Here is a 13,175-nt window from a genome sequence, read left to right as displayed (position 1 = left end):
ACGCCGTGCACCGCCACGTAACCTGATACGCGGCCCGCCGTCCGGTGGGCCCTGTCGCGTGAAGCCCAGCTCGCAAGCACCACAGCAGAGGCGCGCGCGATCCCGTCCCGTCGAGCAGCAGGAGACTTCCGTCCCGATGTACGCGATCGTCAAGACCGGCGGCAAGCAGTACAAGGTGGCTGTCGGCGACGTCATCGAGGTCGAGAAGCTCGAAGGCGAGCCGGACACCGAGATCACCTTCGCGGCGCCGCTCCTCGTTGTGGACGGCGACGACGTCACCTCCGCGGCAGACGCCCTGGCGAAGTTCTCGGTGACCGGCAAGGTCGTCGAGCAGACCAAGGGCCCCAAGATCCGCATCCACAAGTTCAAGAACAAGACCGGCTACCACAAGCGCCAGGGTCACCGCCAGAAGCTGACCCGCGTCGAGGTCACCGGCATCACCGGTAAGTGAGGATCTGACTAGCCATGGCACACAAGAAGGGTGCGTCCAGCTCCCGCAACGGCCGTGACTCGAACCCCCAGTACCTCGGGGTCAAGCGGTTCGGCGGTCAGGTCGTCAAGGCCGGCGAGATCCTGATCCGCCAGCGCGGCACCAAGTTCCACCCCGGCGTCAACGTCGGTCGCGGCAAGGACGACACGCTGTTCGCGTTGGCGCCCGGTGCGGTCGAGTTCGGCACCAAGCGCGGTCGCAAGACCGTGAACATCGTCCCGGTCGAGGCTGCTGCCTAAGCACTCTCGGACGACGACGGAACGACCTCTGGACGAGGGGCGGGACCGGTGCATTCCGGGTCCCGCCCCTCGTTGCTTCGTTAGGAAAGGAAATCCCCGTGTCCCGCTTCGTCGACCGGGTCGTCATCCACGTCGCCGCAGGTGACGGGGGCAACGGGGTCGCGTCCGTGCACCGCGAGAAGTTCAAGCCGCTCGGGGGTCCCGACGGCGGCAACGGCGGCAAGGGCGGCGACGTCGTGCTCGTCGTCGACTCGCAGGTCCACACGCTCCTCGACTTCCACTTCCGCCCGCACGCCAGCGCCGGCAACGGCAAGGGCGGCCAGGGCGGCAACCGCGACGGCGCGAACGGCGCGGACCTCGAGCTCCGCGTGCCCGACGGCACGGTCGTGATGACGCCCGAGGGCGAGGTCGTCGCGGACCTCGTGGGCGAGGGCACCCGGCTCATCGCGGCCCAGGGCGGTCGTGGCGGCCTCGGCAACGCCTCCCTGGCGTCCAAGGCGCGCAAGGCACCCGGTTTCGCGCTGCTGGGCGAGCCCGGCGAGGCGCACGACCTCGTGCTGGAGCTGAAGTCCGTCGCCGACGTCGGCCTGCTCGGCTTCCCGTCGGCGGGCAAGTCGTCGTTGATCTCGGTGCTGTCCGCGGCCAAGCCGAAGATCGCCGACTACCCGTTCACCACCCTGGTGCCGAACCTGGGCGTCATCACGGGTGGTGAGACCGTCTTCACCATGGCGGACGTGCCCGGCCTGATCCCCGGCGCGTCCGAGGGCAAGGGCCTCGGGCTGGACTTCCTGCGCCACATCGAGCGCTGCGCCGTGCTGGTGCACGTCGTCGACTGCGCCACGTACGAGGCGGACCGCGACCCGCTGTCCGACATCGACGCGCTGGAGGCGGAACTCGCCAAGTACACCCCCTCCCTGGCCGACGACCTGGCCGAACGACCGCGCGTCGTGGTGCTGAACAAGGTCGACATCCCGGAGGCGCGGGAGCTGGCGGAGCTGGTGCGGCCGGACATCGAGGCACGCGGCCTGCCGGTGTTCGAGGTGTCCACGGCCAGCCGCGAGGGCCTGCGCGAGCTGACGTTCGCGTTGGCGCGCGTGGTGGAGGAGTACCGGGCGTCGCGGCCGAAGCAGGAGTCGACCCGGATCGTGCTGCGGCCCAGGGCCGTGGACGACCAGGGCTTCACCGTGGTGGAGGACCCGCAGACCGAGGGCGGCTTCATCGTGCGCGGCGAGCGGCCCGAGCGGTGGATCCGGCAGACCGACTTCAGCAACGACGAGGCCGTCGGCTACCTGGGCGACCGGCTCGCGCGCCTCGGCGTCGAGGAGGCGCTGGTCAAGATGGGCGCCGAGCCCGGCTGCCAGGTCACCATCGGCGACCTGGTGTTCGACTGGGAGCCGTCGACGCCCTCGGGCATCGCGATGACGATGAGCGGGCGCGGCACGGACGCGCGGCTGGAGGCCAACAACCGCGTCGGCGCGTCCGAGCGGCTGGCGGCGAAGAAGGCCCGCCGCATCCCCGGCACGTACGACGAGTTCGAAGAGGACGACGACGAGTGATCGGTTCGGTGGCGGTGTCGCAGGCCCGGCAGGCGGTGTCCGCGGCGTCGCGGGTCGTGGTGAAGGTCGGGTCGTCGTCGCTGACCACCGCCGAGGGCGGCCTGGACCGGTCACGGCTGGACGCCCTGGTGGACGCGGTGGCGGCGCGGTGCGCGGCGGGCAGCCAGGTCGTGCTGGTGTCGTCGGGCGCGATCGCGGCGGGGCTCGCGCCGCTGGGCGTGACGCGGCGGCCCCGGGACCTCGCCACGCAGCAGGCGGCGGCGAGCGTCGGGCAGTTGGCGCTGGCGCACGCGTACGCGAACTCGTTCGGGCGGTTCTCGCTGACCGTCGGGCAGGTGCTGCTGACCGCGGACGACGTCGTGCGCCGGTCGCACTACCGCAACGCCCAGCGCACGTTCTCCCGGCTGCTGGCGCTGGGCGCGGTGCCGGTGGTGAACGAGAACGACACGGTGGCCACCGCGGAGATCCGGTTCGGCGACAACGACCGGCTGGCGGCGCTCGTCGCGCACCTGGTCGGGGCGGACGCGTTGTTCCTGCTCTCCGACGTCGACGCGCTCTACGACGGCGATCCGCGCCTGCCGGGCGCGCAACGCGTCACCGAGGTGGCGGGCGCGTCCGATGTGGACGGTGTGCGGGCCGGTTCGGTCGGCGCGTCGGGGTTGGGCACCGGCGGCATGGCGTCGAAGCTCGCCGCGGCCCGGTTGGCGGCCTCCGCGGGCATCCCCGTGCTGCTGGCCGGTGCGGCGGACGCGGCCCGGGCGCTGAGCACCGCGGACGTCGGCACGGCGTTCGCGGTGACCGGCCCGAGGTTGTCCGCACGCCGCTTCTGGCTGGGGCACGCGGCCGACGCGACCGGCAGGTTGGTGCTGGACGACGGCGCGGTGGCCGCGGTGGTGGGCCGCAGGCGGTCCCTGCTGGCGGCCGGCATCACCGGTGTCGAGGGGGCGTTCGAGGCCGGTGACGTGGTGGAGCTGGCCGACCTGTCCGGGCACGTGGTGGCGCGGGGCGTGGTCGGGTTCGACGCGACCGAGCTGCCGTCGTTGATCGGCCGCAAGACGAGCGACCTCCCGGCCGAGCAGCGCCGAGAGGTCGTGCACGCCGACGACCTGGTGCCGTTGCGCGCCTGACGGTCAGGCCCGGTCGCGCAGCCACCGCCCGGCCGCCCGCCAGATGGCGTGCGGGTCGCCGTCGTCGGTGTGCCAGGTGGTGGCGCGGGTGACGCCGAGGTCCCGGTACCGCCGCATGACGGCGACGTGCGCGGGCAACCCGACGAACCCGCGCAGGCCCGCGCGGTCCCGCCACACCGACACCGAGCCCATGCGCCCGCGCAGCGGTTCGGCCCACAGCCACAGGCCGACCGCGCCGTTCAGCCGCGGCCACTCGCGGCCCAGGGCGATCCCGGACCGGTAGGCGCCAGGTGTGTGCCGGAGCCCGGTGAGGGTGAACTCCGTGACGCTGACCAGCACCGGCCCGGTGAAGCCCCCATCCGGCCCGGTGATCCACTTGCTCCTCAGCACGATCGCTCCCCCCATCGCCGCCAATCGTCTCGACCCAAGATAGTTGTAAATACAGACGATTTCGAGTGGCTACCATCACCGCATGGCTGAGGAGGAGCGGCAGGACCTCGCCGCGCTGCTGCACCGGCTCACCAAGGCGCTCGTCGCCGCGGAGCTGCCGTTGCTGGAGCGGCACGGCCTGGGCATGTGGTCCTACGTGGTGCTCACCGAGCTGGCCCGCGGTGCCGCGCCCACGCAACTGGCGCTGGCCAGGGCGGTCGACGTGGACAAGACCAAGATGGTCTCGATCATCGACGGGATGGAGACCGCCGGGCTCGTCTCACGCCGCCCCGACCCGGACGACCGGCGGGCACGCATCATCGAACCGACCGCCGAAGGGCGCAAACGGTTGCGCGCCGCCCGTGCCGCCATCCGGCGCATGGAGGACGACTTCCTGGCGGACCTGCCGCCCACCCGGCGCACCGCGTTCCTCGCCGCGTTGCGAGACCTCTCCGGCGCGCCGTCGGCCCGGTTGACCGGCGGGGCTTAACGCAGCTCGCTGCCCTTCGTCTCGGGCATCGTGAGGATCGCGAAGAACGCGATGGCCGCGCCCGCCGCGACGTAGAAGAAGAACGTGGTGCCCGGCAACCACTGGATGACCAGCGGTGCGGTGCCGCCGAACAGCGCGACGGTCAGGTTGTACCAGGACCCGATGCCCAGGGCGCGCAGCTCGGTCGGGAACAGCTCGCTCATCACCGCGGGCGCGACCGACGTCATGGCCGTGTAGAGGCCCAGGCCCACGCAGAACACCAGCAGCAGGTTGCCCACGCCCGGCCCGATGAGCGTGGACAGCGGCACCACCAGCACCGCCGTCGCCGCCGACCAGACCAGCAGTTGCGGCTTGCGCCCCACCCGGTCCGACAGCGCGCCCATCGGGTACTGGAGGGCGACGAACAGGGCGGTCGCGATCGACAGTGCCAGGAACACGTCCACCGCGTCCGCGCCCCGCTTGGTGACCGCGAACGGCGTCAGGGCGCTGAAGAACGTGTAGTAGCACAGCGTCGACAGCATGCTGAAGCCCACGAGCCGCCCGACCGCCTTCGGGTGCTCGCGCAACGTCGTCAGCAGCGGACGCCTGAGCTGCCGCGCCCGGATCTTGTTGTGCTCGAACTGCTCGGTCTCCTCCAGGCTGCGCCGCAGCCACAGGCCGACCAGCCCCAGCGCACCGCCGATCAGGAACGGGATGCGCCACCCGTACGACGCCAGCTGCGCGGCGTCGAGCGTGCGCGCCAGCACGAACCCGAGCAGCGACGCCACCAGCACCGCGGTCCCGGTGGAGATGTAGAAGAACGCCGAGTACCGCCCCCTCCGCTCCGGCGGCGCGATCTCCGCCAGGTACGCCGAGGCGTTCGAGACCTCACCGCCCAGCGACAGTCCCTGCGCGACGCGGGCGAGCAGCAGCAGGACCGGCGCGAACCACCCGACCTGCGCGTAGGTGGGCAGTACCCCGATGGCCACCGAACCGCCCGCCATCAGGATGATCGTCAACAACATCGCGGTCCGCCGCCCGCGCAGGTCGGCGAACCGGCCCAGCAGGTACCCGCCCAACGGCCGGAAGAAGAACGCGATCGCGTACGCCGCGAGCGTGTTGATCAACGCGAGCCGGGGGTCGTCCTTCGGGAAGACCTGGGTGGCGAAGTAGATGCTGAACGTCGCGTAGATCGTCCAGTCGTACCACTCGATGGCGTTGCCGATGCTCGCCGCGACCAGCTTGCGGACGGGCAGGCGGTGCCGGTTTCCGGATTCCGTCTCCAGGGCGGCCATGGTTGGACACAACCACACCACCCCGGAACCCGGTAGGTGGTTCACCGAACCGGCCGACCCACCTCCGCTCCCGCTCCGCGGAGACGTCCCCCTTCCTCTGACCGGCCCGTGCCCCGGCGCCGCGCCGGCTCCGTTCACCGATGGCCGCGGGGCGCCGCGTCGCACCGCCCCGCGTGGCGCGGACCTCCCGTCGTCACGGCGTCCGCGCGAACCACTCCACTGTCAGCAAGCCGAACAGCAGGTCGTCCGTCCACTCCCCCTTCAGCCACGTGGCCTGGACCCGGTGCCCCTCCTGCCGGAACCCGAGCCTGCTCAACAGCCGCGCCGACCGGACGTTGCGGGCGTCGCACTCCGCCGACACCCGGTGCAGCCCGCGCACCTCGAACAGGTACTCCAGCAACCGCCCCACGGCTTCCGCCGCGTACCCGCGCCCCTGGTGCGCGGTCGCCAGCGTGTACCCGAGGTCGGCCTGCATCCGGTTCTCGTGCAGGCCCACGCCCACGTCGCCGACGAGCACCCCGTCCACCTCGACCGCGAACTGGTACCAGCCCGGCGCGGTCGGGTCGGCGGCCGCCAACTCCCGCACGAACTCCTCGGCCTGCGCCAAGGAGAACGGTGCCTCCCAACCCTGGTACCTCGCCACGTCCGGGTCCGACCGGTACGCGGCGAGCGCCGGCGCGTCCGCGGCCGTGAAAGGCCGCAGCACCATCCTTTCCGTCGTCAGCCTCACCCCGTCGCTCCCGCCCCTCTCCTCATGCCGTCACCGCCAAGGCGAACGGCAGCACCGCCGACGCGCCCGCCCGCCGCAACAAGCGCGCCGCCACCGTCATCGTCCACCCCGTGTCCACTTGGTCGTCCACCAGCAGCACCGGTCCGTCCACCCCGGACAGATCCGGCACGTCGGCCTCGCGCACCAGCCCCGCCAACCGCTGCGCGCTGTTGGCCCGCCGCGGCGCCTCGCCCAACCACACCCGACCGAGCAGCGGGAGCCTGCCCACGCCCGCGATCCGCCGTCCGAAGCTGCCGACCAGCTCCGGTCTGGTGCGCGACCCGACCGTCACCACGCCGACCGGCCGCTCGTCCCAATCCCACGCGGCCAGCACCTTGACGCACGCGGCGAACACCTCGTCCGGGATCTCCCGATCCCCGTTGGCGAACAACGACCGCAACCGGTTGCCCCAGCCGATGTCGGTCAACCGCCCCAACGCCCGACCCGACGCCGCCACCTCGCCCGCCGGGATCCTGCCCGACAACGACACCCCGGCCGCCGCCATCCCGGTCGGCCACATCTTGCGCGGCTCCACCTCCACACCCGGCCGCAGCAGCCGTTCCCGCGCCGCCGACGCCGCCGCGTCCGACACCTCCGCCGACGGTCGCTGCCCCGTGCAGTTGTCGCACCGCCCGCACGGCGCCGCGTGCGGGTCGTCCAACTGCCGCAACAGGAACTCCATGCGGCACCCGTCCGTGGCCAGGTAGTCCAGCACCGCCTGCCGCTCCACCCGGCGCGCCGCCTCGATCCGCTCGTACCGCTCGGCGTCGTAGGACCACGGCTGCCCCGTCGACACCCACCCGCCGCGCACCCGCCGCACGGCGCCGTCCACGTCGAGCACCTTCAGCACCACCTCCAGCCGGGTGCGCGACAGCTCCACCAGCGGCTCCAACGCCGCCGTCGACAGCGGCCGGTCGGCGGGCAGCGCGTCGAGCACCTGCCGCACCACCCGTTCCGGCGGGAACGCCAGCGACGCGAAGTACGCCCAGATCTCCTCGTCCTCGGGGCCGGGCAGCAGCAGCACCTCCGCCCGCTCCACGCCACGCCCCGCGCGGCCGATCTGCTGGTAGTACGCGATGGGGGAGGGCGGCGCGCCCAGGTGCACCACGAACCCCAGGTCCGGCTTGTCGAACCCCATGCCCAGCGCCGACGTCGCCACCAACGCCTTGACCCGGTTGGCCTGCAGGTCCTCCTCGGCCCGCTGCCGCTCGGCCGGGTCGGTGCGCCCCGAGTACGCCGCCACCCGGTACCCGCGCTCCCGCAGGAACGCCGCCACGTCGTCCGCCGAGGCCACCGTGAGCGTGTAGACGATCCCCGAACCGGGCAGCTGCTCCAGCCGTTCGGCCAGCCACCCCAGCCTCGCCTCGGCGGTCGGCAGCCGCAGCGCCGACAACCGCAGGCTCTCCCGGTCCAGCGGCCCGCGCAGCACCACCGTGTCCGACCCCGCCCCGAGCCCCAGCTGCTCGGCCACGTCGCGCACCACCCGGTCGTTGGCCGTGGCCGTCGTCGCGAGCACCGGCACGCCCGCCGGCAGTTCGGTCAGCAACGTCCGCAACCGCCGGTAGTCCGGCCGGAAGTCGTGGCCCCAGTCGGAGATGCAGTGCGCCTCGTCCACCACCAGCAGGCCCGCCGACGCGGTCAGCGCCGGCAGCACCGCGTCCCGGAAGTCGGGGTTGTTCAACCGCTCCGGCGACACCAGCAGCACGTCGACCTCGCCGGACGCCACCCGGTCCTGCACGTCCTGCCACTCGTCGGTGTTGGCCGAGTTGATCGTCGCCGCGTGCACGCCCGCCCGCGCGGCGGCCTCGACCTGGTTGCGCATCAGCGCCAGCAACGGCGACACGATCACCGTCGGCCCCTCGCCCAGGGACCGCAGCAACGCCGTCGCGATGAAGTAGACGGCGGACTTGCCCCACCCCGTGCGCTGCACCACCAGCGCCCGCCGCCGCTCGGCCACCAGCGCGCGGATCGCCGTCCACTGGTCCTCCCGCAGCACGGCCCGAGGGCCCGCCAAAGCCCTCAGCCGCTCCTCGGCCAGTTCCCGCAGTGCGCCGTCGTCCATGTGCCACACAGTGGCAGACGGCCCCGACAACCTGGACACCTGTGCGACCCTCCCGGCTCGGCTTCACCCGATCGTGCTGGCCCGTCCGTTCCTCGGGAACCTCGGCGACAGCCACGACCGGGTGACCGTAGGCTGGATGACGTGACTGATGACCTGCGCGAACAGGTGCACGCCGCGGCCCGGCGCGCCCGCGTCGCCGCCAACGAGCTCGTCCTCGCCACCCGGCAGAGCAAGGACGCCGCACTGCACGAGATGGCCTCGGCGCTGCGCACCCGCGCCACCGAGGTGCTGGAGGCCAACGCCAAGGACCTGGAAGCCGGCCGTGCCGCCGGCCTCACCCGGGGCCTGCTCGACCGCCTCACGCTCACCGAGGCGCGCATCGAGGGCGTGGCCGGGGGCCTGGAGACGGTCGCCGGCCTCGCGGACCCGATCGGCGAGGTGCTGCGCGGCTCGATCCTGCCCAACGGCCTGGAGCTGAAGCAGGTCCGCGTCCCGATGGGCGTGGTCGGCATGGTCTACGAGGCCCGCCCGAACGTCACCGTGGACGCCGCAGGCCTGGCGCTCAAGTCCGGCAACGCGGCCCTGCTGCGCGGCTCGTCCACCGCCGAGCACTCGAACACCGCGCTGGTCGCGATCCTGCGCGACGCGCTGGAGACCGCGGGCCTGCCCGCCGACGCCGTGCAGCTGCTGCCGTGCCACGACCGCGCCTCGGTCACCCACCTCATCACCGCGCGCGGCCTGGTCGACCTGGTGATCCCGCGCGGCGGCGCGGGCCTGATCAACGCCGTCGTGCAGCAGGCCACCGTGCCGACCATCGAGACCGGCGTGGGCAACGTGCACGTGTACGTGGACGCGAGCGCCGACCTCGACATGGCGCAGCGCATCGTGCTCAACTCCAAGACCCGCCGCACGAGCGTGTGCAACGCGGCCGAGTCGCTGCTGGTGCACGCGGCCGTCGCGGACGAGTTCGTGCCCCGCATCACCGAGGCGCTGAACGCGCAGGACGTCACCATCCACGGCGACGAGCGGTTCGCCCGCGACCCCCGGGTCCAGGCCGCCACCGACGAGGACTGGGACACCGAGTACCTGTCGCTGGACATCGCCGCCCGCGTGGTCGGCTCCATCGACGAGGCCATCGCCCACATCGCCGAGCACGGCTCCGGCCACACCGAGGCCATCGTCACCGGCGACCTGAACGCGGCCCGCCGGTTCACCGCGCGCGTCGACGCGGCGGCGGTCATGGTCAACGCCTCCACCGCGTTCACCGACGGAGGCGAGTTCGGCATGGGCGCGGAGATCGGCATCTCCACGCAGAAGCTGCACGCCCGCGGCCCGATGGGGCTGACCGAGCTGACCTCGTCCAAATGGGTCGTCTGGGGCGAGGGGCACGTCCGGCCGACGTCGTGAGCAGACCCCGGGACGCCGCCGCGACGAAGGCGGCGTTGCTGGACGCCGCCACGGCGCTGTTCGCCGAACGCGGGTACGACCGCACCACGGTGCGTGACATCGCGCGCGAGGCGGGCGTGAACCAGGCCCTGCTGTTCCGCTACTACGGCAGCAAGGACGCCCTGTTCGCGACCGTGCTCGCCACGCGGAGCCGCGAGCTGCTGGAGGACTCGCCCGCCGAGCACCTGCTGCGCAACGTGCTGCTGCGGGTGATGGAGGAGAAGCCGAGGCGCGAGGACCACCCGTTGTACGCGGTGCTGCGGTCCTCGCACCACGACTCGGCGGCGGAACTCGTGCGGCGGCAACTGGGGGAGGAGTACGCGCGCGCTCTCTCCTCCCTGACGAACGCCGACGACGCGGAGCTGCGAGGGGACCTCGTCCTGGCGTGGGTCGTGGGCATCGGCGTGCTGCGCGGGTTGTTCGGCAAGCAGCCCCTCGCGGACGCCGACCCGGAGACCGTCGCGACCCTGGTGGCGCGGGCGGCGTCCGTCCTGCTGGAACACGCGAACCCGGTTGACGGTGCGTGACGACCTGCCTACTGTCGGATGTAAGCGAGTGCTTACATGGGGGTACCGATGCAGACCAGGTCCTATCCGTTCGCCGAACTCGACCACCTCCGGATCAACCCGACGTACTTCGAGCTGCAGCGGGACGAGCCGGTGGCCCGGGTGCGCCTGCCGTACGGCGGCGAGGCGTGGCTGGCCACCCGCTACGAGGACGTCAAGACCGTGCTGGCCGACCCGAGGTTCAGCCGCGCGGCCGTGATGGAGCCCGGCGCCGACGTGCCGCGCACCCTGCCCGTGATGCCGACCGAGACTTCCATCCTGAGCATGGACCCGCCGGACCACACCCGGTTGCGCAAGCTGGTCGCGAAGGGGTTCACCGCCCGCCGCACCGAGCAGCTGCGGGAACGCGCCCAGGAGATCGTGGACGGCCTGCTGGACGCGATGCGGGAGCAGGGGCCGCCCGCCGACCTGGTCGAGGCGCTGGCCATGCCGCTGCCCATCACGATCATCTGCGAGATGCTGGGCGTGCCGTTCGAGGACCGCAAGCAGTTCCGGGCCTGGTCGGAGGCCGCGGTGGCGATCACCGCGTTCACCCACGAGGAGATCACGGCGGGCCGCGAGGCGCTGCGCGCCTACATCAGCGAGCTGATCGCCCACAAGCGCGCCGAGCCGGCCGACGACATGCTGTCCGTGCTGATCGCCGCACGGGACAACGAGGACCGGCTCAGCGAGGAGGAGCTGATCTCGTTCGGCGTGACGCTGCTGGTGGCGGGCCACGAGACCACCGCCAACCAGATCGGCAACTTCGTGTTCCAGCTGCTGCGCGCGCCCGAGCGGCTGGAGGAGCTGCGCACCGACCCGTCGCTGGTGCCGGCGGCGGTCGAGGAGCTGCTGAGGTTCACCGCTCTGGGGGGCTCGGCGGGCTTCCCGCGCATCGCGACCGCCGAGGTGGAGCTGTCCGGCGTGACGATCAAGCCCGGTGACGCGGTGTTCGTCAACAACGTCACCGCCAACCGCGACCCGGCGGTGTTCGCCAACCCCCACGAGCTGGACTTCCACCGCGAGCACAACCCGCACATCATGTTCGGCCACGGCGCGCACCACTGCATCGGCGCGCCCCTGGCCCGGATGGAGCTCCAGGTCGCCATCGGGACGCTCGTCTCGCGCTTCCCGGGCCTGCGGCTCGACGGCGACGTGACGTTCAAGAAGGGCCGGCTCATCCGCGGCCCGCAGGCCCTCCCGGTGAGGTGGTAGACCCATGAGCGAGTGGACGATCTCGGTCGACCGCGGCGCGTGCCTGGGCACGGGCATGTGCACGTCGATCGCGCCGGACCACTTCCGGCTGGAAGGCGGCACGTCGACGCCGGTCGACCCGGAGGTCGAGCCGGACGACGCGGTGGTCGACGCGGCCGAGTCGTGCCCGATGGAGGCGATCCTGGTGCGTTCGGCGGACGGGACCGTGCTCGCGCCGGAGCTGTAGCCGCGGGGCTCCGCAGCGCCGCCGCGCGAAGCCGTAGCGGCGTCGCGGAGCACACCCCGCGGCACGCGGTCGGGTACCTACTGTCAGGACCAGGTGCTCACCGGCAGTGGGGGATCTCGCGATGGCGGCCAGGCCCTACCCGTTCCCCGAACCCGACGACCTCGTCGTCCACGAGACCTACCTCCAACTCCAGCGGGACGAGCCGGTGGCGAGGGTGCGCCTGCCGTACGGGCGGGAGGCCTGGCTGGTCACCCGCTACGCCGACGCGAAGGTCGTGCTGGCGGACCCGAGGTTCAGCCGCGCGCCGGTGATGGACGCCGACTACGACCCGCCGCGGACCATGCCCGAGGTGCCGGCCATCACCACCATCCTCAGCATGGACCCGCCGGAGCACACCCGGCTGCGCCGCATCCTGGCCAAGGCGTTCACCGCCCGCCGCACGGAGCAGTTGCGCGAACGCGCCCAGCGGATCGTGGACGACCTGCTGGACGCGATGGTCGACCAGGGCCCGCCCGCCGACCTGGTCGACGCGCTGGCCATGCCGGTGGCCATCACGTTGATCAGCGAGATGCTGGGCGTGCCGAAGCTGGACCGGGTGAAGTTCCGCGAGTGGTCCGACGCGGCCGTGGCGATCACCGCGTTCACCGTGCCGGAGATCGAGGCCGGGGCGGCGGCGCTGCGCGCGTACATCCGCGAGCTGGTCGAGGACAAGCGCGCGCACCCGGCCGACGACATGCTCACCGTGCTGGTGCACGCGCACGACAACGACGACCGGCTGACCGAGGAGGAGCTGGTCTCGTTCGGCGTCACGCTGCTCATCGCCGGCCACGAGACCACGGGCAGCGAGATCGGCAACTTCGTCCACCAGCTGCTGACGCACCCGGACCGGCTGGCCGAGCTGCGGGCGGACCCGGGCCTGCTGCCCGCCGCCGTGGAGGAGCTGCTGCGGATCACCAAGCTGTCCGGCGCGCCGGGCTTCCCCCGGATCGCCACCGCCGACGTGGAGCTGTCCGGCGTGACGATCCGCGCCGGCGAGGCGGTGTTCGTGGACGGGCTGGTGGCCAACCGCGACCCGGCGGTGTTCCCGAACCCCCACGAGCTGGACTTCCACCGACCGCACAACCCGCACTTCGCGTTCGGGCACGGCGTGCACCACTGCATCGGCGCGCCCCTGGCAAGGATGGAGTTGCAGGTCACCATCTCGACCTTGCTCAATAGGTTCCCGCACCTGGAGTTGGCCGGCGACGTGGTGTTCAAGAAGGGCAGGCTGGTGCGAGGCCCCGAACGCCTACTGGTGAGGTGGTAGA

Annotated in this window: 14 protein-coding genes; 10 read left to right on the top strand and 4 right to left on the bottom strand. The window is 72.4% G+C overall.

Features of this window, described 5'->3' with window-relative positions:
- Window positions 1–136 precede the first annotated feature (136 nt).
- The 4 genes from rplU (at window position 137) to proB (ending at window position 3,412) form a co-directional block, all read left to right on the top strand.
- Window positions 137–451, top strand: a complete 315-nt coding sequence (gene rplU / locus ACIGNX_RS04785) for a 50S ribosomal protein L21 (protein WP_053722830.1) — start codon at window positions 137–139, stop codon at window positions 449–451.
- A gap of 14 nt (window positions 452–465) precedes the next feature.
- Complete coding sequence (gene rpmA, locus ACIGNX_RS04780) at window positions 466–729, top strand: 50S ribosomal protein L27 (RefSeq protein ID WP_073889563.1); 264 nt, start codon at window positions 466–468, stop codon at window positions 727–729.
- Window positions 730–827: 98 nt separating this feature from the next.
- A complete protein-coding gene (obgE, locus tag ACIGNX_RS04775; protein WP_396536350.1) occupies window positions 828–2,285 on the top strand; it encodes a GTPase ObgE in 1,458 nt (485 codons plus the stop codon).
- 14 nt (window positions 2,286–2,299) lie between these two features.
- Entirely contained in the window at window positions 2,300–3,412 is a 1,113-nt protein-coding gene (gene proB / locus ACIGNX_RS04770; protein ID WP_396536984.1) for a glutamate 5-kinase, read from the top strand.
- Window positions 3,413–3,415: 3 nt separating this feature from the next.
- On the opposite strand, the gene ACIGNX_RS04765 is transcribed toward proB, so the two are convergent.
- Window positions 3,416–3,802 carry a hypothetical protein gene (locus tag ACIGNX_RS04765; RefSeq protein ID WP_396536348.1) on the bottom strand — a complete coding sequence of 129 codons (387 nt, stop codon included), beginning with the start codon at window positions 3,800–3,802 and terminating at the stop codon, window positions 3,416–3,418.
- Between the two features lie 82 nt (window positions 3,803–3,884).
- Between ACIGNX_RS04765 and ACIGNX_RS04760 the strand changes: the two genes are divergently transcribed.
- The gene (locus ACIGNX_RS04760) at window positions 3,885–4,331 is read left to right on the top strand and encodes a MarR family winged helix-turn-helix transcriptional regulator (RefSeq protein WP_396536346.1); all 447 of its coding nucleotides are present in this window, start codon (window positions 3,885–3,887) and stop codon (window positions 4,329–4,331) included.
- On the opposite strand, the gene ACIGNX_RS04755 is transcribed toward ACIGNX_RS04760, so the two are convergent.
- The 3 genes from ACIGNX_RS04755 to ACIGNX_RS04745 all read right to left on the bottom strand — a co-directional run bounded on the left by ACIGNX_RS04755 (window position 4,328) and on the right by ACIGNX_RS04745 (window position 8,436).
- Complete coding sequence (locus ACIGNX_RS04755; RefSeq protein ID WP_396536344.1) at window positions 4,328–5,605, bottom strand: MFS transporter; 1,278 nt, start codon at window positions 5,603–5,605, stop codon at window positions 4,328–4,330. The genes ACIGNX_RS04760 and ACIGNX_RS04755 overlap by 4 nt on opposite strands.
- A 193-nt stretch (window positions 5,606–5,798) precedes the next feature.
- Window positions 5,799–6,335 carry a GNAT family N-acetyltransferase gene (locus tag ACIGNX_RS04750; RefSeq protein WP_396536342.1) on the bottom strand — a complete coding sequence of 179 codons (537 nt, stop codon included), beginning with the start codon at window positions 6,333–6,335 and terminating at the stop codon, window positions 5,799–5,801.
- A gap of 22 nt (window positions 6,336–6,357) precedes the next feature.
- Window positions 6,358–8,436 carry a RecQ family ATP-dependent DNA helicase gene (locus ACIGNX_RS04745; RefSeq protein WP_396536340.1) on the bottom strand — a complete coding sequence of 693 codons (2,079 nt, stop codon included), beginning with the start codon at window positions 8,434–8,436 and terminating at the stop codon, window positions 6,358–6,360.
- Window positions 8,437–8,577: 141 nt separating this feature from the next.
- On the opposite strand from ACIGNX_RS04745, the gene ACIGNX_RS04740 reads away from it, so the two are divergent.
- The 5 genes from ACIGNX_RS04740 (at window position 8,578) to ACIGNX_RS04720 (ending at window position 13,174) form a co-directional block, all read left to right on the top strand.
- A complete protein-coding gene (locus ACIGNX_RS04740; protein ID WP_396536339.1) occupies window positions 8,578–9,843 on the top strand; it encodes a glutamate-5-semialdehyde dehydrogenase in 1,266 nt (421 codons plus the stop codon).
- On the top strand, window positions 9,801–10,409 hold the full coding sequence (locus ACIGNX_RS04735) for a TetR family transcriptional regulator (RefSeq protein ID WP_396536337.1): 609 nt from the start codon (window positions 9,801–9,803) through the stop codon (window positions 10,407–10,409). Before ACIGNX_RS04740 ends, ACIGNX_RS04735 begins: the two co-directional genes overlap by 43 nt.
- Window positions 10,410–10,445: 36 nt before the next feature.
- Window positions 10,446–11,642: a cytochrome P450 gene (locus ACIGNX_RS04730; protein WP_396536335.1), complete on the top strand. Its 1,197-nt coding sequence runs from the start codon at window positions 10,446–10,448 to the stop codon at window positions 11,640–11,642.
- 4 nt (window positions 11,643–11,646) lie between these two features.
- Window positions 11,647–11,868: a ferredoxin gene (locus ACIGNX_RS04725; RefSeq protein ID WP_396536333.1), complete on the top strand. Its 222-nt coding sequence runs from the start codon at window positions 11,647–11,649 to the stop codon at window positions 11,866–11,868.
- 121 nt (window positions 11,869–11,989) lie between these two features.
- Complete coding sequence (locus tag ACIGNX_RS04720; protein ID WP_396536331.1) at window positions 11,990–13,174, top strand: cytochrome P450; 1,185 nt, start codon at window positions 11,990–11,992, stop codon at window positions 13,172–13,174.
- Window position 13,175 lies beyond the last annotated feature (1 nt).

Source organism: Actinosynnema sp. NPDC053489, assembly GCF_044544865.1.
Taxonomy (GTDB): Bacteria; Actinomycetota; Actinomycetes; order Mycobacteriales; family Pseudonocardiaceae; genus Actinosynnema.
This window is presented reverse-complemented; position numbering and strand designations above follow the sequence as displayed.